The sequence below is a fragment of the Gluconobacter sp. Dm-44 genome (assembly GCF_018256175.1).
Taxonomy (GTDB): domain Bacteria; phylum Pseudomonadota; class Alphaproteobacteria; order Acetobacterales; family Acetobacteraceae; genus Gluconobacter; species Gluconobacter cadivus.
The window spans coordinates 167817-186191 of record NZ_JAERLZ010000002.1 but is presented as its reverse complement, the minus strand read 5'-3'; the positions used below and the strand labels follow the sequence as shown (position 1 = coordinate 186191).

At 61.9% G+C, this 18375-nt stretch carries 15 protein-coding genes; 6 read left to right on the top strand and 9 right to left on the bottom strand.

What is annotated here, in order from left to right:
* Positions 1 to 100: 100 nt before the first annotated feature.
* Both JK213_RS03900 and JK213_RS03895 read right to left on the bottom strand, forming a co-directional pair.
* Positions 101 to 1324 (bottom strand): YncE family protein, encoded by a 1224-nt coding sequence (locus tag JK213_RS03900; RefSeq protein ID WP_194261102.1) that lies wholly within the window; start codon positions 1322 to 1324, stop codon positions 101 to 103.
* The gene (locus tag JK213_RS03895; RefSeq protein WP_194261101.1) at positions 1321 to 2178 is read right to left on the bottom strand and encodes a creatininase family protein; all 858 of its coding nucleotides are present in this window, start codon (positions 2176 to 2178) and stop codon (positions 1321 to 1323) included. Before JK213_RS03895 ends, JK213_RS03900 begins: the two co-directional genes overlap by 4 nt.
* Before the next feature lie 138 nt (positions 2179 to 2316).
* Between JK213_RS03895 and JK213_RS03890 the strand changes: the two genes are divergently transcribed.
* Positions 2317 to 2814 carry a DUF2721 domain-containing protein gene (locus JK213_RS03890; protein WP_194261100.1) on the top strand — a complete coding sequence of 166 codons (498 nt, stop codon included), beginning with the start codon at positions 2317 to 2319 and terminating at the stop codon, positions 2812 to 2814.
* A 283-nt stretch (positions 2815 to 3097) separates the two neighbouring features.
* Positions 3098 to 3235 (top strand): hypothetical protein, encoded by a 138-nt coding sequence (locus tag JK213_RS03885; protein ID WP_156474507.1) that lies wholly within the window; start codon positions 3098 to 3100, stop codon positions 3233 to 3235.
* 54 nt (positions 3236 to 3289) lie between these two features.
* Here the strand turns inward: JK213_RS03885 and JK213_RS03880 are convergent, their stop codons facing one another.
* Together JK213_RS03880 and pstS are read right to left on the bottom strand one after the other, a co-directional pair.
* Complete coding sequence (locus tag JK213_RS03880; RefSeq protein WP_194261099.1) at positions 3290 to 4537, bottom strand: multidrug effflux MFS transporter; 1248 nt, start codon at positions 4535 to 4537, stop codon at positions 3290 to 3292.
* Positions 4538 to 4685: 148 nt separating this feature from the next.
* Complete coding sequence (gene pstS / locus JK213_RS03875) at positions 4686 to 5714, bottom strand: phosphate ABC transporter substrate-binding protein PstS (protein ID WP_194261098.1); 1029 nt, start codon at positions 5712 to 5714, stop codon at positions 4686 to 4688.
* Between the two features lie 331 nt (positions 5715 to 6045).
* Here pstS and JK213_RS03870 point away from each other — a divergent pair, with 331 nt between their 5' ends.
* The 4 genes from JK213_RS03870 to JK213_RS03855 all read left to right on the top strand — a co-directional run bounded on the left by JK213_RS03870 (position 6046) and on the right by JK213_RS03855 (position 11933).
* Positions 6046 to 7773: an OprO/OprP family phosphate-selective porin gene (locus JK213_RS03870; RefSeq protein WP_194261097.1), complete on the top strand. Its 1728-nt coding sequence runs from the start codon at positions 6046 to 6048 to the stop codon at positions 7771 to 7773.
* Between the two features lie 152 nt (positions 7774 to 7925).
* Positions 7926 to 8459: a heme-binding protein gene (locus JK213_RS03865; protein ID WP_194261096.1), complete on the top strand. Its 534-nt coding sequence runs from the start codon at positions 7926 to 7928 to the stop codon at positions 8457 to 8459.
* Positions 8460 to 8621: 162 nt separating this feature from the next.
* Positions 8622 to 10541, top strand: a complete 1920-nt coding sequence (locus tag JK213_RS03860) for an AsmA-like C-terminal region-containing protein (protein ID WP_194261095.1) — start codon at positions 8622 to 8624, stop codon at positions 10539 to 10541.
* A 66-nt stretch (positions 10542 to 10607) separates the two neighbouring features.
* The gene (locus JK213_RS03855; RefSeq protein ID WP_194261094.1) at positions 10608 to 11933 is read left to right on the top strand and encodes a UDP-glucose/GDP-mannose dehydrogenase family protein; all 1326 of its coding nucleotides are present in this window, start codon (positions 10608 to 10610) and stop codon (positions 11931 to 11933) included.
* A 23-nt stretch (positions 11934 to 11956) separates the two neighbouring features.
* Here the strand turns inward: JK213_RS03855 and JK213_RS03850 are convergent, their stop codons facing one another.
* The 5 genes from JK213_RS03850 to pspF form a co-directional block, all read right to left on the bottom strand.
* On the bottom strand, positions 11957 to 13342 hold the full coding sequence (locus JK213_RS03850) for a sugar porter family MFS transporter (RefSeq protein WP_194267469.1): 1386 nt from the start codon (positions 13340 to 13342) through the stop codon (positions 11957 to 11959).
* A gap of 233 nt (positions 13343 to 13575) precedes the next feature.
* Positions 13576 to 15456, bottom strand: coding sequence for an adenylyl-sulfate kinase (gene cysC / locus JK213_RS03845; protein ID WP_194261093.1), 1881 nt, complete (start codon positions 15454 to 15456; stop codon positions 13576 to 13578).
* A 2-nt stretch (positions 15457 to 15458) separates the two neighbouring features.
* Positions 15459 to 16253 carry a sulfate adenylyltransferase subunit CysD gene (cysD, locus tag JK213_RS03840; protein ID WP_099285886.1) on the bottom strand — a complete coding sequence of 265 codons (795 nt, stop codon included), beginning with the start codon at positions 16251 to 16253 and terminating at the stop codon, positions 15459 to 15461.
* 77 nt (positions 16254 to 16330) lie between these two features.
* Positions 16331 to 17011, bottom strand: a complete 681-nt coding sequence (locus JK213_RS03835) for a phosphoadenylyl-sulfate reductase (protein ID WP_194261092.1) — start codon at positions 17009 to 17011, stop codon at positions 16331 to 16333.
* Positions 17012 to 17279: 268 nt separating this feature from the next.
* A complete protein-coding gene (gene pspF / locus JK213_RS03830; RefSeq protein WP_194261091.1) occupies positions 17280 to 18341 on the bottom strand; it encodes a phage shock protein operon transcriptional activator in 1062 nt (353 codons plus the stop codon).
* Positions 18342 to 18375 lie beyond the last annotated feature (34 nt).

Genomic DNA, 18375 nt, shown 5'->3' with positions numbered 1-18375 from the left:
CCCAACAAGGCCATCAACGACAAGTCAGGCACCTGCGTAAAATGAAAAAAGGGAGACAGAAAATCTGCCTCCCTTTCCCGATCCATCAATCCCGCAGACCTTACCGCAGAATGCCCGTATGCCCGACGCTGTAGCGTCCCGGCTGCGGCCAGACCGTCAGACCATGCGGCTCCGCGCCAACCGGGATCTTGCGCATCGCCCCCGTATCGGTGTCGATCGCATAGACCACATCGTCGAACCGACCCGACAGCCAGAGCACCTTGCCGTCCGCGCTGACATTGCCCATGTCCGGGCTGCCGCCACCGGGAATCATCCAGGTCTTGACGACCTTGTCCGTCGCAAAGTCGATAACCGAAACGCCACCCGGCCCGTGCTTCGGACCATGAATGCGATGTGATCCGCGATTGGCCACATACATCATCTTGCCATCACGGCTCGGATACAGGCCATGCGTGCCGATACCCGTCGGAATGAAGCCGGTTTCCTTGAAGGAATCCCCGTCCACGACGAACACACCATCCGCCATCATGTCCGCGACATAGAACTTGTGACCATCCGGCGCCGTCAGAATGTCCTGCGGCATCCCGCCCTTGGACAGCTTCAGCATCCCGATCATCTTCAGGTTCACCGTATCGACCTTGGCGACATAACCGCCGAACTCGCAGGTGAAGATCGCGTACTTGCCGTCAATGGAGAAATCGGCGTGATTGACACCCTTGCATTCCGGCGTTTCGACCGAGCCCTTCAGCTCCATCGTATGCGGATCGCGGAAGTCCAGACGCTTGTGCGCCTCGGCCACCGTGATCGCGTATTTCCCGTCCGGCGTGAAATACATGTTGTACGGATCATCAACGGCAATGGACGGGCCCGGCTTGGCCGTCGCCGGATTGATCGGCGTGAGCGACCCGTCCGGACGGCCTTCGCTGTTATTCGTCACCCACAGCGTCCGCAGGTCCCAGGACGGCACAACATGCTGCGGCGAATGTCCGACCGGGAACGTGTCCACAACCTGAAAAGACGCCGGATCAATCACGGAAACGCTGTCTCCCCGCAGGTTCGGCACATAAACGCGGGCCGGGTCCTGCGCGATCGCGGGCGAAATATGGGACGGCGTCGTCTCGCTATAGATGTTCTTCGGATCAATCACCGGCGGCATACCCGGAATCGTCTGAATACCGGATGCCGCAACCGGGGCGGCCGCAGCATCAGCCGGAACCGGCACCATCGGCGCGCTCGGAGAATAGTCCTGCGCATGGGCCGCGGCAGCTCCCAAGGTAGTTCCCAGCAGCGTCATCGCCACCAGAAGAGGAGTCTTGAAGGTCATGGATGGCTCCTTTGGAAAGACTGGATTGCCGCAACCGCAGTCCGGATCTGCATGTCCGTGCCGATCCGGCCGAGTCCGGCCGATGCCCGCCGCGGATCGCCACCATAGACGCCCTCGGCCACACCCGGTTTCGAAGCCTTGCGCAACGCCTCCTGACGCACAAGCGACGGATCAACCGCCAGCATCAGCGACGTATCGCTCAGCTCCGCATGAAGCCCCACTTCCGCGCCATAACCCTGCGCACGCAGGGCATCGGCATACTGATGGGGCACGACTTCATAATAATCCCGCACATAAAGCACGGCGGCCTGGCCCTTCCAGGCCCGGTTCAGCTCCTGAGCCACCTGCGCCATGAAAGACTGGTATCCCCCATGGTCGCCCAGAAGCACGATGCGCCGGAAACCCTGAACGCGGAAACTCTCCGCAGCGCCCTTGAGTAGCCCTTCAAACACGGCGGGCGGTACGGAAATCGTGCCCGGAAACTTCATGTGAGACGTGCGCGGGCTCGTCGAGCCCTCCGGCACATAGGCCACAACAGGCGCCACCAGCGTATGCCCGGCCTGAACCGCAATCGTATCCGCCAGAACCTGAGCCCGTACATTATGCTTGCCGACCGCGATATAAGGCCCGCTCTGCTCGGTCCCGCCGACAGGAATAATGACGGTATCGGTCCCCGCCTTCACATCCTGCGCCACCTCGGTCCAGCTCCGGCACGCAAACTCGGCCTGAAGCGCAAGCCCGGTGCAATGTGCGCCGCCCTCGTACAACCCCTGCGCCTGCGCGAAACCCGCAGACAGACCGATCCCCGCACAGAAGAAGGCAGAACGACACGACAGGCGAAGCAGGTTGAACATCAGGGCCGGAACACCTTTGGCAATGGCTGCCCTTCCCTACCCCATCTTCCCCTTCCTGTTCCAGAGGCCGCGTTTCCAAAGCGCTCCTTTCAGAAGACGCCGGTCTTTTCGCAAACGCATCATGCAGTATAAGACATCATGCCTTTTCCGATTTCCTACGACCCCGATCCTGTCGACAGCGCCGCCCACCTGATTCAGGTCGCGCTTACGCCGGTTTTCATGCTCTCCGGCATCGGCACCCTCATCAACGTCTTCAACACCCGTCTGGCCCGCGTCACGGACCATCTTGAAGACGTCCGCAAGAAACTCGGCACTCCGAAAACGGACGACACCCCCGTCGATCCCATCGACACGCCCGCCCGCCTGCGAAACCAGCAGGCCCGGCTGCATCGCCGCGTCTTCGTTCTGGACGCCGCGATTCTCCTGAACGGGATCGGAGGCGCCTCGACCTGCGGCGCGGCCATGGCGCTGTTTGTAGGCTCTCTGCGCGATGCTTCGACCTCGGCATGGCTGCTGGCGTTTTTTGGCATAGCTCTCGCCTGCACCGTCGGATCGCTCATGTTCTTCCTCGCCGACACCCTCCTGAGCTGGCACGGCCTGCGCCATGACAGCGATCTGAGCCTCAACGCAGAATAAGCCGTCGCGCAACTTTATTTCAAAAACCACCGGGAACGGTACTGTTTTCCGAAAGAAATCCGGGCAATTCCCCGAATCGCGCTTTACTTCATCCTTGATGAAATAATCGCATCTTCGTAACGGAAACCTCCGTTCCACAAAGACGGCGAAAGTTTAAAAAGCATTTATGCAGGAAATGCAGGTCTGACCCTGCATCTGTATTTGTTGCTTCGAACATCGATTCTGGAGTTTCTCCCGCTGCACGCCGCAAAACGGCACACAGATCCACACGGAGATTTTCCAGATGACGTCCATGACCCTGATCCACCTGATCGGTCTTCCCACCAGCCTTCTCGCACAGTTCTCGATGGTTGCCTTCGTTCCGATGATCGGCGCCCTGATGATCGCTACGGTTGCTGCCGACCGCGTTTCCGAGAGCTGATCACAGTCTTCTCGGGACAAGCCCGGCCTAGCGCCGGGCGTCCCGCTCCGGCCCTTATTGCCGGACAGACAGATAGGATTGCGGATCCAGCCGGCGGCGCCACAGATCGCACAGCCAGCAGAAACTGATTCCCACCAGCATTCCGACCGATGTCGACCCGACCCAGTCCGTCGGCAGAAACGACATCAGCACCCCCGCCAGACCGGCAATCGTCCAGTTCAGCGTTCCCATCAACGCCGCAGCCGCGCCCGCCTGATGCCCATGATGCGTCAGCGCCAGAATGCCCGCATTCGGCCCGATGAAGCCCAGCGAAAATGTAGTGCACCAGATCAGCGCACACAGGATCCACGGATTCTGCGGCCCCGCAAATCCGCTCAGACACACCACCACCGCCAGCGCACAGAACAGCAGAACCGCCAGCATCGCAGTCTCCATCACCCGCGTGAACAGGAAACGGTTTGCCAGCTTGGCATTCACCTGTGAGCCGATGATGAAGCCGATCCCGTTCAGCCCAAAGAAAATGGCGAACAGATGCGGCGAGAAGTGCAGAATATTCTCAAACAGCGCAGGCGCATTCGACAGATAGGCAAACATCGTGAAGGTCGCAAAACTCACGACCATGACCGCAGAACAGAACAGCGGCTCACGCAACAGGTCCCGGTAACGCGCCACCATCCCGCTAACCGGCAGTGCAAAACGCCGGTCCAGAGGCAGTGTCTCGGGCAGCAGAAACAGCGTGCAAAAAAACATCACGACGCCGAAAACAACATTTGCCCAGAAAATCAGCCGCCAGCTGCCCCAGTCCAACAGAAAACTCCCAATCGACGGCGCCAGCAAAGGCCCCAGCCCGAAAATCAGCATCAGCTGCGACATGAGCTTCACGCCCGCCGACCCGGTCGCAACATCCCGCACCATCGCACGCGGCGCCACGGAACTGATTGCCCCGCCCAGAGCCGCCACAAAGCGCAGCGCGCAGAACATGTGAAAACTGGTCGTCAGCGCCAGCCCGACCGAGGCAAGAGCATACACCACCAACCCGAACAGGAGCGGCAGCTTGCGCCCATACCGATCGCAGAGCGGCCCCAGCGTGAACTGCCCGATCGCCAGCCCCGCCAGCCACGCTGTCAGCGTGAGCTGCGCCGAACCGGCCCCATGCCCCAGATCGTGCTCCAGTTCCGGAAACGCCGGAAGATACATGTCCGTCGAAACAGGCCCCAGAATGAAGATCACACCGATCAGCACACGGGTCAGGCCATTCATCCCCTGTGGGGATGTCTGTTCGGAAAGCGACGTAACGGACACGCGGGCACCACGACTCAACAGAGCAAAAAACAGAAAACGGGCTTCTCCCACACAGGAGAAGCCCGTTCCATACTCAACGCCTTTTTATCCTGACTGACCAGCCCTGAAATTCAGGTCCGGCCCGTCATTGCGGAGACAGACGCAGAACTTACTTCGGCCAGTTGGCCAGAATGTCCGTGCGCACGCTCTGCGGCAGGCCGACATAGTCGAGGCGGGCATTGTCCGCATCGCCGTGCTGGAAACCCCAGGTAAAGAAGTCACGAACAGCCTTGCCGGACTCCTTCTGCGCCGCATCGACCGGCACCAGAACGAACGTCGCCGTCACGATCGGCCAGGAAGACGCACCATCCGTGTCCAGCAGGTTCACGGCATAATGATCGGCATGAACCCAGTCAGCAGCCTTGGCGGCTTCCGTGAAGCTGGCCAGCGTCGGAGCTACGAAAGCACCGCTGTGGTTCTTCATCTGGGCAATGTTCAGGTGGTTCTGCGCGGCATAGGCGTACTCGACATACCCCAGACCACCTTCCGTCTGACGCACCAGAGCGGCCACACCATCATTGCCACGCGCACCCGAACCACCCGGCCAGGCGATGGACGTACCGGCACCGAGCTTCTGCTTCCAGGTCGGGGAGACCTGAGACAGATAGGACGTGAACACAAAGCTCGTGCCCGAGCCATCGGCGCGGTGGATCGGAGCCACATCCGTATCCGGCAGCTTCAGACCCGGGTTCAGGGCCTTGATGCGGTCGTCATCCCAGGTCGTGATCTCACCGTCATACAGCGCAGCCAGTGTCGGACCATCCAGACGGAGCTGGCCCGGAGCCAGACCCGGCACATTCGCCACAACCACGATGCCGCTCATGACGGTCGGGAACTGATACAGCTTTTCCTTGGCCAGACGCTCACCGTTCATCGGCTTGTCGGACGCACCGAAATCAACCGTACGGGCGATAACCTGATCCTGACCGGCGCTGGAGCCCACGCTCTGGTAGTTCACGGAAATACCGGCCTGGCTCTTTGCAGCCGTGCCCCATGCACCATAGATCGGTGCGGCGAAGCTGGACCCTGCGCCAGTGATGTCCGCAGCCTGCGCCGACGACACGAACGGGGTCATGGCAACAGTGCCAAGGGCCGTGGCGACGAGAAGACCGAATAGCGGAGCTCTGCTCTTGATCATGGGAATCCCTTATGGGGCGTGAAAACTGCCCCTTAGTAACGCTGGCGCGGATACAGAAACAGTGGGACCTGCGTGATAGTTTCATGACAGCCCCCGCACACCCCTAAGTGCCGAAATGTCACACCCCTTTCGCCCCGACCCGCCGGTCAGCGCTTCCTTCGCAACAAAACTGACATATGAAATCCGGAACTCCCTGTTTTCCGGGGCTTTTCGCGCCTTCTGTCATGGAACTGTCATGTTCCCGTCATGAAACCTTCCCATTATTTCAAAAAGCGAATCAGATACCTGAACTGCGGAACACACGCCCTCCCCAGAAGGACGCACCGCAGCAATGGCTTTCTCTTTCCGTCGGACCACAGGTCTTCCCAAGGCCCTTTTGGCCACAACGACCCTGGTTTCCCTCCTCCCGCTTTGTGGCCACGCCCGGGCCGCCGACCAGATGCAGATCATGGAACGGCAGATCCAGGCCATGCAGGCCCAGCTCACCAGCATGAAGAAAGAACATGCTGAAGAAGTGAAGCGCGCCCGTGCCGTTCTGGCCCGCCAGCGGGAAGAAGCCGAAAACAACCCCTACGCCCAGCGTGGCCGTTATATCGGCCAGCCCCGCACGGCCGCGCAGCCTCTGATCAGCGTTCGCCCGGCCAAGCCCGGCGCCGATGATGGTCGTCCGCCGTCAGACCGCGCTGACGTCTCTTCCTGGGCCGACTTCCAGCGCGCCACCGCGCAGGACGAAGAAGTTAGCGTCGGCGGCATCAAAGTCGGCTTCCCGGGCGGTCGCCCGACGATCCAGTCTTCGGACGGCGCCTATGCCCTCTCGATTGGCCTCGCCTATCATGAAGACTTCGGCGGCTTCTTCAATTCCGGACCTCGCGGCAACGACACCCGTGGTGCTTTCAACAGCTTCACCACCAACCAGCGCCGCCTGCGTATTCCGTTCATGTTCCGCTACAAGAACTGGGTCGCGGCCGTCACGCCTGATTTCGGCGCCAACCATAACGATGGTTATGTCGGCCTCTACGAAGGCAACCTGAACTACACCGGCTTCCGCAACACCATCCTGACGGTCGGCTATTTCCAGCCCCGCGTGACGGAAGAGGACGCCGAAAGCTCCAATGACTTCATGACGCTGGAACGTCCCAGCATCACGGATATGGTCCGTAACATCGCAGCGGGTGATGCCCGCTTCGTGGTCGGCGGCCTGCATTACGAGAAGCGCTGGTGGGTTGCCGGTTACTTCACCGGCCAGGAATGGGGTCACCGCAACGCCTCTGACATGAGCTCCACCTATTACGGTGGTGGCAGCGGATCCACGATAGACAGTCAGACGGGCGGTATGCTCCGCGCCGCTGGCCGTCCAATCGCCACCAAGGATGTGGATCTTCACGTCGGTGTATCGGCGATTGCCGCTTTCCGCCTCGCCTGCAACACCGGAGCTAACGCCAATTACTGCTCCCGTACGACGTCCTTTGGGCAGCGTCCGGAATTTGATATTGGTGAAGCCAGCCTCGTAGCGACGGGTTCAATCACCAAGGCTGCCCAGGTCTGGGCCGCAGGCCCCGAACTCGGATTCCGCTGGGACCGCTTCCTCGTGAAGGGCGAATACTATCACGTTGGCGTTCAGCGTTCGCAGGCCAACCTGCCCGCGTTCAACTTCCAGGGCTGGTATGGTGCCGCTGCCTACACGATTTTCGGCAAGCCCCGTATGTATAACATCAAGGAAGGCGCTTTCGGTGCACCTGGTGTCGGTGCGGATCAGGAATTCAACCCTGCGCTCAACCACTGGGGTGCCCTCGAAGCCGTGGCCCAGTACAGCGGCCTGGACCTGAACAGCAACATCAATGCCGCAACGGCCGGGATCACGAGCCAGAACGGCGTCAGCTACGTCCGGGGCGGCATGCAGAATGTCTATACCGGCGGCCTGAATTGGTACCCGAACCGCCATTTCCGCTTCATGGTGGACTACAGCCACTTCGTCACGTCTCGTAGCGTAGCCTCTGCCACCAACGTTTCCGGTCGCTCTGGCAACTCTTTCGCAGCCCGTATTCAGGCTGCGTTCTAAAACAGACCCGTTCCCCTCTCCCGGACTCCGGTCCGGGAGAGACCCCCAGCTCCCTCCCCACCAAACACCATTGCGTGCACCCCCGCATTCCCGATTGCGACCCATGCCCCGCACACAGCATGCTTCTGGTTCCACAACGAGAGAACCGGCTGATGCTCCCCAACGCAAAAACAGTTCTGCCCGCAGCAGCGCTCATCGCAGCCCTTCTGAGCCCCACCGCCCGCGCGCAAACACCCTCCCATATCGTCACAAGCCAGAAACTCGACTGGGAAACTGCCGCTGCCCTCGCCGCCGAAGCCGTGCGCCTCTGCGCCGCACAGGGCTATTCCGTCACCGCCACCGTCGTGGACACAACCGGCCATGAACAGGCCGTCGTCAAAGGCGATACGGTCCCGCTGCAATCGCTCTCCGTGTCCTACCGCAAAGCCTATACGGCCTATTCCTACGGTCTGGCCTTCAACAAAAACACAACCAGTGAACTGATCGCCGCAGGCGTCACCGGCCCCGCAAACGGCGCCCTGAACACCATCCCCGAAGTCCTGTTCGTGCCCGGCGGCGTCACCCTGCGCAGCGCAACCGATCATGCCATTCTCGGCGGCCTCGGCGTCTCCGGCGCACCCGGCGGTGACAAGGACGAAGCCTGCGCCCTGCACGCCGTCGAAAAATTCCGCGATTCCCTCCAGTAACGCTGCGGCATTTATTTCAATCAAAAAACCGCGGTCTTTTTATTGCAGCAGAATTTTCAGAAATATTCCGTGTATCCCCCCGGCCTTTACCGTGGAGTTCCCCTTTGCAGAACTTCCCGGTATTGTCCGGATTCATTGAATACGTCCTGAAAGACTATCCTCTTGCTGCGCTGGTTTCTGGTTTCCATCCTGTCCCTTATCGTCCTCCTTCTGGCCCTGTTCGGCGCAGGATGGATCTGGATCGACCATCGGGACCTCGCCGCTTTCGCCACGCCACGGCTGGAAAAAAAGCTCGGCCGCGCCGTCCATATCGGCGCCCTGCACATCCATCCGGGCACATGGCTGACCATCGACGCCGACGACGTCTCCGTCGCCAATATCGCCAGCGGCACCCGACCGCAGATGATGACGCTCGGCCATTTCGCCGCCCAGATCCGCCTGACCTCCCTGATCTGGGGTCCGCCTGAAGCGCGCAATATCGTTATTTCAAAGTTCTCCGGCCTGTTCGAGCGCACGCCCGCCCATCTGCCCAACTGGCGCTTCGGCCCCTACCAGAACGAGCCCCGCGCGCCCCTCACCCCCGAGGAACAGGCCAAAGCAGACACACCGCCCGATCTGAGCAACGCACCGGGCCTGCGTAACGCCACGATCCTCGACAGCGACGTCACCTACCGCTCGGCCAATGGCGCGTCCTACAGAACCACGCTTGAAAAGGTCACGTTCGCTTCCACCAGCGACAGCAGCCCGTTCACCATGACCCTGACCGGGGCCTATAACGACACCCCCGTCAGCATTTCCGCCGAAATGGAGCCCATCAGCGACCTCCGCAAGACGCCCCACCGCCCCTACGCCACCACAGCCCATGTCACCTCCGGCGACATGACCTCGGACTTCACCGGCACCCTGACGGACCCGATGAATTTCGAAGGCGTGGAAGGCCACACCACCGTCACCACCCCCACCTCCGACACCTTGTTCAGCGTTGCGGGGATCACAGGCGACCACGCCCCCGTCAAACTGGCCCTGTCCGGCGATTTCAGCCATTCCGGCGATGACTGGCACTTCACCAAAGCACAGGGCACCATCCAGACCAGCACGATGGAAAGCGGCGACTTCACCCTGATCGAAGGCAGCCATGGCAAACCCGATGACGTCACAGCCAAAACCGGCTTCGGACGCCTCGACATCAACGGCCTGATGCCCATCCTCGCCCCGCCGGGCGCAAAGGGCACCAAAAAAGGCCCCTCCACCCTGCACGCGGACCTTCTGCTCATCACGCCCCCCGATCCGGACCCGCTGGTCCATTTCGAGCTGACCGCCCGTCAGCTGATCTACAACGCGCTCAATTTTACCAACCTCAGGATTCAGGCCGCCCAGACCCCCAACCGGATTGAATTTCCCCTTCTGCGACTGGACTATATCGGCGCGTCCCTCAGCGCCGATGGCCGGATCGAAGCCGACGGAAAATCGTCCCGCGTCGCAGCCGACGTGGTCCTGACGCATGGCGACATCGACCGCCTGCGCCGCGTCGCCGGTCTCGCGCCCGTTCCGGTCAAAGGCAGCCTGAACTTCCGCATCACCGCCGGTTCCAAGAACGTTCATACCCTCAACGAAGCCATCAGCCGCGCCGACATGACCGCCGCCGTCAGTATGGAAAAAGGTGAAATCGCAAAGGAAATCGTCGAGGCCGCCTCGATGGATTTGCGCCTGCTGTTCCGTCACGCCAAGGGTGTGACCCCCATCACCTGCCTGCTCGGCGTGCTTCAGATGCATCAGGGCATCGGCACGGTCATCCCGCTCCGCCTGCGCACAGGTGAAGGGACGATCGCGGCCAAAGCGAATTTCGACCTCAACCGCAGATGGCTCGATCTCGTCTTCGCCAGCCGCCCCTTCTCGACAAGCTTCTTTGCGCTCGATGTGCCCGTGCGCGTCAGAGGCCCCTTCGACGCCCCGACCCTCTCCCTCGCCACATGGTCGAAGGTCGGGCGCGACATGCTCGCGGATTCCAACGCGGTCACGAACCTCCCTCCCGCCCTTCAGGGTTTCGCAGCCTCAAATGCCTGCGCCCGCCCCACGCGTTAAGGCCCGATTTGCACCCTATCCTGCCCCCGGCTATGCACGTCGGACCGTAAAAGAGAGGGTCCAGAGATGCGTATTGCAATGGTCGGTGGCGGATATGTCGGTCTCGTCTCGGGCGCCTGCTTCGCCGAGTTCGGAGCGGACGTCGCCATCGTGGAGCGGGACCCGAAAAAGCTCGCGGCCCTCCATGACGGCCGCATCCCCATCTACGAACCCGGACTGGACGCCCTCGTCAGCAGCAATGTCGCCTCCGGTCGCCTGACCTTCGGAGACGACCTCGGTGCGGCCATGGAAAACGCCGATGCCGTGTTCATTGCGGTCGGCACCCCCACCCGGCGCGGCGACGGCCATGCGGACCTCACCTATGTCTATGCGGCCGCCGAAGAAATCGCCCGCGCCGCCCGGACGGACCTTCTGGTCGTCACGAAATCGACCGTCCCCGTCGGCACGGGTCGCGAAGTCGCCCGCATCCTGCGCCAGACCAGCCCGGACCTGACCTTCGACGTCGCCTCCAACCCTGAATTCCTGCGCGAAGGCAACGCGATCGACGATTTCATGCGCCCGGACCGTGTCATCGTCGGCATCGACCGCTCCGGCCCGGATGGCGGCAGCCGCGCGCAGAGCCTGATCGAACAGCTCTATCGCCCGCTTACGGCCATTCAGGCCCCGATCGTCCTGACGGATCTGGAAACGGCGGAACTGACCAAATACGCCGCCAATGCCTTCCTCGCGATGAAAGTCACCTTCATCAACGAAATGGCCGATCTGTGCGAAAAAGTCGGCGGCAATATCCATGACGTTGCCCGTGGCATGGGTCTCGACCAGCGGATCGGCAGCCGTTTCCTCAGCCCCGGACCGGGCTATGGCGGCTCCTGCTTCCCCAAGGACACCCGCGCCCTGACCGCCATCGCACAGGACGCCGGCGCGCCCACACAACTGGTGGAAGCCACAGTCGCGATCAACGAAGCCCGCAAAACCGGCATGGCCGAACGTATCATCACACAGGCGGGCGGAACCCTTGAGGGCAAAACGGTCGGCATTCTCGGCCTGACCTTCAAACCCGATACGGACGACATGCGCGAAGCCGCGTCCCTACCCATCCTCGCCCGCCTGCACGACGCGGGGGCAACCCTTCAGGTTTTCGACCCCGAAGGCATGGACGCCGCCCGCTCGCTCCTGCCGGACGGCGTGCGCTACTGCGAAGACGCCCTGTCAGCCGCGCAGGATGCCGATGTCGTGGTCGTCCTGACGGAATGGAACATGTTCCGCGCGCTCGACCCCCTCCGCCTGCGTGACGCCATGCGCGGCAACGCCATCGCGGATCTGCGGAATATCTGGAGCCCCGACCTCATGCGCGAGGCCGGATTCGATTATCAGTCCATCGGCCGTCCCTGAAGAGACGGCCTTAAGAACCTGCCTTAGCGGGCCTGAGCTTCAGCCCGGGCCGCAGCGCGATCCACCGGCGCAAACGTCCCATTCTTCAGACGACGCTCCAGTTCTTCAAGCGACTGCCCCTTGGTCTCGGGCACATAGCGCAGCACAAACCAGAACGCGAAGGCATTGACAGCGGCAAACAGCCAGAACGTCCATCCCGCACCCAGAACCTGCACCAGAGACAGCGTCGTCAGCGAAATCACCAGATCCGCGCCCCAGTGCCCCCCAGCCACAAGGCTCATGCCCTTGCTGCGGCACGATAGCGGATAGACTTCCGCACCCACCAACCAGATCGCCACCGACAGACTGCCCGTATTGAAAATGGTGTAGGCCATCACCGCAGCGACCGTGATCCACGCCCCGACACCACCCGTCAGATGCATCGCAAACGCCGTCCCCAGAACGACGAGCGCCACCACGGCTCCCGGCAGCAGACGCAGCAGCAGCGTGCGCCGTCCCCAGTTATCAACAGCCCAGCCGCCAAACACCGTCGCAAACACCATGCCGACACCCACGGCCACAGATGTCAGCAGTGCCGAATCCTGACCGAAACCCGCATCAGCAAAAATCGTCGGCGCGTAATACATGACCGCATTAATGCCCGTGAACTGGCACAGCAGCGCAATGCCCACCGAAGCCATCAGCGCAGGCCGCACCCACGGCTTCGCAAGCTCGGACCAAGGCGCCTGCACATCGTGGTTCTCAAGAATACCGTCCAATTCGCGATCCGCAATCTCATCGGTCGCCCGCACCCGCCGCAGAACCATCCGCGCCTCTTCGGTCTGACCGTTCAGAGCCAGCCAGCGCGGACTATTGGGCAGAAACGCCATGCCCAGAAACAGGATCAGCGCCGGAAGCATCCCAATCCCAAACATCAGACGCCAGCTCGAATCCCGCAGCAGATAGCCGGTGATGAAGGAAATCGTCACGCCGGACACCACCGCAAGCTGAAAGCCCACGACAAGGCGCCCACGACGCTCCGGAGGGGAGATCTCAGCGATATAGATCGGCACGATCTGCGACGCCCCGCCAATCGCCAGCCCCAGAATAAGTCGAGCAAGAATCAGAACAGCCACGCTATGCGCCGAGGCCACAATAACCGTTCCCACAAGGAACAGCGCCGCCGCAATCATCACCGTCCGCCGACGCCCGAGCCGGTCGGAAATGCCACCCGCCACCAGACACCCGATCAGAGCGCCCAGAATAATGGCCGATGTCACGACTTCCGCACCAAGCGTATCAAGATGAAACTCGTTGCGAAGCTGGAGCAGCGCTGAGGAAATGATGCCGGTATCATACCCGAACAGCAGCCCGCCCGTTGCCGAAATCGTCGCAATGAAATTTGTCAGAGCATTTCCGCTCAACCTCATGGACCCGTTCCTGCCCTGCATCATAAAACCTTCCGCCGCGAAGCCGCAGACCGTTATTGTGTAGCCAATCCGTCCTCTTTAACGCTCCATCTCGAGGAAGTAACATCACAAAAGTGATGGTTTTCGTTTTTTGCGTGAAATTTTTCGTGTCCACACCTCCTGCCCCGCACATGAAAAAACCCCCTTCCCGGATGGAAAGGGGGCCTGATGTCACGTCCGCAGAAAACGGCGCCTTACGGCTGAACAATCCGCAGGATGAACGCCGTCAGGGTGTTGACGGCATCGTGCTCCGGGCGATCCGCAGCCAGACGCAGCTCCGGCGACACCGGCGCCTCGTAAGGAGCAGAAACACCCGTAAACTCCGGGATTTTCCCCGAACGCGCCGCCGCATACAGTCCCTTGGGGTCCCGTTTTTCGCAGGTCTCAAGCGGTGTATCGACGAAGACTTCATGGAAGTTCTCGCCCACGATCTGCCGCGCCTGCGCCCGGTCCGCCTCAAGCGGAGACACCAGCGCCACGATCACGACCTGCCCGCTTTCGGCCAGAATTTTCGCCACATGCGCCGCACGACGGATGTTTTCGCGACGGTCTTCCGGCGAGAACCCAAGATCGCTGCACAGCCCGGCCCGCAACGTGTCCCCATCCAGAACAGTCGCGTTGATCGCCTGTTCCGAAAGCGCCAGCTCTGCCGCCCGCGCCACCGTGCTCTTGCCAGACCCCGGCAGACCCGTCAGCCAGAACACGCCGCTCTTGTGACCGCGCGTCTGGACCTGACGGGCCGCAGACACGCGGCTGGCCGTCGGATGAATGGCATGTTCGCCATCCGCCAGTTCAGCCGGACCAATCAGCGGCGCGCCACCGACGATACGCTGGTAACGATCCACCAGAACACCACGCCCGTCACCAAAACCCGGCGCGAACGGATCGAACAGCACGGCATGAGACGCCGCCAGCGTGATCTCCGCAAACCCGTCCGGCGGCACGCTGTCGCCCTCACGCAGGGTCAGATCTTCCAGATCCACCACAGCATCGATGGACGCCACCGTCACATCATGCTCGGCCGTCGCCAGACGCAGCGTGAAGCTCTCACCCACCCGCAGCGGCTCACCGCGCAGCCAGAACAGACGCGTGCGAATCCGGGCCGAACGCTCTGGCGCCGCAACCTTGTCATCCGCCGGGAACAGCAGATCGCCCCGATCCGGCACCAGATCCGGCTCCAGACGCAGCGCGATGGACTCGCCCGCACCCGCAACCGGAAGCTCCGGCGCATGCCAGCGGCAGACTTCTGCAACCGTCGCAACCTGCCCCTGCGCCCCGATGGCCAGACGGTCGCCCGCCCGCACCGTGCCGCGCTCGATCCGCCCCGCCACATAGCGCACGCCATCAAAACGATAGACATCCTGCACCGGCATCCGGAACGGCAACGCAGCCCGCGAGGCCGGCGGCGGCACATTGGCCAGAGCCTCCACCAGCGTCGGCCCCTTGTACCAGAGCGCCCGCTCGGAACGGCTGGCAATGTTATCGCCATCGCGCGCAGATGCCGGAACAACAGCCTCAACCTCGATTTCCAGACGGCCCAGAAGCTGACGCACGTCGGACTCGACCTTAACGATCTTCGCTTCGTCAAACTCCAGAAGATCGGACTTGTTGAGCAGCACGATCACATGACGAATGCCGATCAGACGCAGCAACATGGCATGACGCCGTGTCTGCTCCTGCGCGCCTTCCTTGGCATCGACGACCAGCACAGCGGCCTCCGCATCGGCGGCCCCGGTAATCATATTGCGCAGGAACTGGCGATGGCCCGGCGCGTCCACGATCACGAATTCCCGAGATCCCAGACGGAACGGAATGCGCGTGGAATCAACCGTCACGCCCTGATCGCGCTCGATCTGAAGGGAATCGAGCAGAAAGCTCCACTCCACCGCCAGACCTCGCTTGCGGCTGCTTTCGACGATCTGCGCCAGCTTGCCGTCCTGAAGGCTGTCGGTGTCGTACAGCAGACGCCCGATCAGCGACGACTTGCCATGATCGACATGCCCGACAATGACGATGGGCGTTGCCGCAGCACGATGGGTCTCGGAATACTGTCCGGTCACGATAGTGTCGCCCATTGTCACAGATACCCCGCCACACGCAGACGCTCGAACACGTCTTCGGATTCATGATCCATCGCACGCCCTGCACGTTCGGACGTCCGGCTGGTCTCCAGTTCGGCAATCACTTCCGCCACGGTGGAGGCATTGCTCTCGATCGGATTGGTGATGTCCTGATCGCCCAGCGAGCGATACCGCTTGCCGTCTTTCGCGAAATACAGATCCACCAGCGGGATGTTCTCGCGCTCGATGTAGCGCCAGATGTCGATCTCGCGCCATGACAGCAGCGGATGGACACGGATATGCATGCCGTCTTCATACGGCGTCGCATACTGGTCCCAGAACTCGGGCGGCTGGTTACGCACGTCCCAGCGATGCCCCGCACCACGCGGGCTGAACACGCGCTCTTTCGCCCGCGTCGCCTGCTCGTCACGACGGATACCCGCAATAACGCCCCGCAGCTTGTGCTTCTCGATCATCGCGGCCAGACCGGCCGTCTTGCGCGCGGCAGAGCGGGCAGCAGGCGGAAGCGACGGGTCGATTTCCTCAACCGGCGGGCAGTAGCCCAGCAGCAGGTCGAGATCCCATTTCTTCGTATATTCGTCACGGAACGCATACATTTCCGGGAATTTCTTCTCGGTATCGACATGCATGACCGGGAACGGCACGCGCCCCATGAACGCCTTGCGCGCCAGCCACACCATCACATTGCTGTCCTTGCCCAGCGACCACAGCAGGGAGAGGGGCTTCAGCTTGCGATAGGCCTCGCGCAGAATGAAAATGCTCTGGGCCTCAAGCTGGTCCAGATCATCCATGATGCGTGGTTGTGCCAGGCTTGTGGTGGACTGATCCCGCGACAGGATCGGTGTCTGCGTCATTATCCGCTCCGTAGTCATGCCGGCCTGTGAATGCCACATTCCGTCTTGGCCAGACCGGCCCACCGGCCCGCCCGTCCATCTTCACCATCCTTGACCGCCCTTGTGCACGGAGCACAACCGATCGAGGTGTAACCTTTTGCAACCAGTGGATGCCGCGGCAGATCCCGGCGCTGCATCTGCGCCTCGATCTGCGCCGGGCCCCATCCCGCCAGCGGGTTGAGCTTCACGCTGCCATCGGGCTGTGGGTCCAGAACCGGCAACGCCGTGCGCGTTGCGGACTGGCTGCGCTTACGCCCCGTAATCCAGACATCGAATTCCGGCAGCACCAGATCCAGCGGCTCAACCTTGCGCAACGCACAGCACGCATCCGGATCGAACGCAGCCAACTGGTCCTGCGGATCACGGTCATGCAACGCTTTGGGCGTGGGCGAGAGGATCCGCACATCAGACAGACCCAGACTGCGCACCAGACGGTCGCGATACTCCAGCGTCTCAGGAAAATGCCGCTTCGTATCCAGAAAAAACACCGGAACAGACGGATCGATCTGCGCCACCAGATCCAGCAGAACCGCCGACTCAGCCCCGAAAGACGAGACAACAGCCACACGCCCGCGCAGCCGTGTCAGCGTCTCCTGCAAAATCCGGTCTTCCGGGACCTGCCGAAGATGATCCAGTTCCGTCCGTGAAAGAGACATGTGTCGCACCTGCCTGTGTCCAGATCAGTCCGACCGCTCAGGCGGCCTGCCAGAGACATAGGCGCACACCTGCCAAAAATAAACTATTTTGTTTGATATAACTTTTTTGTTTAGTTTTAATTATTCATCACACAAATTGGTTCGAAACCATAAAAAATGGCCTCAGACGCCATTTCTGAATGAAGTGAAATGCGCGCCCGCCCCGACGGCCCCACCCAAAACATCATCTGGCACGGTTCCTGCATCAGAGGGTTTCATGGACACGCCCTCACTCCTTCACGCCAAGCGCCTTCCGCGCCTCCTTGTCGGCCAGCCCGTGCAGCCGCAGATGATGGCGGAACTGGTAGTAGGTCAGACCCAGCAGCTCTGCCGCGCGCCGCTGGCTGAACTGCGCCTCGCGCAAAGCAGCTTCCAGCAAGGCGCGCTCATGCGTCCTGACATCCGCCCCGAAATCACGCGGGAACGTCAGCGTCTCTCCCCCTGCCGGGACAACCGGGGCCACCGCCGGCACCACGCGCTGAGCCTGCACCTCCTTCCAGTCCAGCATGACGAACGGGTCCAGCACGATTTCGTCCAGCGCCTTTTCCGGCCGGTCCATCCTGTAAACGCTGCGCTCCACCACGTTGCGCAATTCGCGGACGTTGCCGGGCCAGTCATAGGCCTGCAACCGCTCCAGCGCGCGCTCCGTAAACCCCGCAAACATCTTCCGCCCCAGTTCCGCACTCATGCGGGTGGCAAAATGCTCGGCCAGCAGGGAAATATCCTCCGGACGCGCCCGCAGCGGCGGAATATTCACGACGTCGAAGGCCAGCCGGTCCAGCAGATCCGCCCGGAAGCGCCCCTCGCGCGCCATGGCGGGCAGATCCGCATTGGTCGCCCCGATCAGCCGCACATCCACCCGGATGGTCTCACTGCCGCCCACACGCTCGAAGCTGCCATACTCAATCACCCGCAGCAGTTTTTCCTGCACGGCCTGAGACGCGGTGCCGATCTCGTCCAGAAACATCGTGCCCCCGTCCGCCCGCTCAAAGCGCGACAGACGCCGCTTCTGCGCCCCAGTAAAAGCCCCGGCCTCATGGCCGAACAGTTCGCTGTCCAGAAGCGCTTCGGGCAGGGCCGCGCAGTTGAGCTTCACCAGCGGCCGGTCCCACCGGTCCGACAGCAGAGCCAGACGCGCCGCCACCAGTTCCTTGCCGGTCCCGCGCTCTCCGATCACCAGAACCGGACGCCGCAGGGGCGCCAGACGGGAGACCTGATCCAGCATCCCCAGAAATGCCGGAGCCCGCCCGATCGGGGTCGGCACCTCGTCGATATCGGTGCTTCTCGCCATTTTATGGTCTCTCACGCCCCCGTTCAGGTCTTCA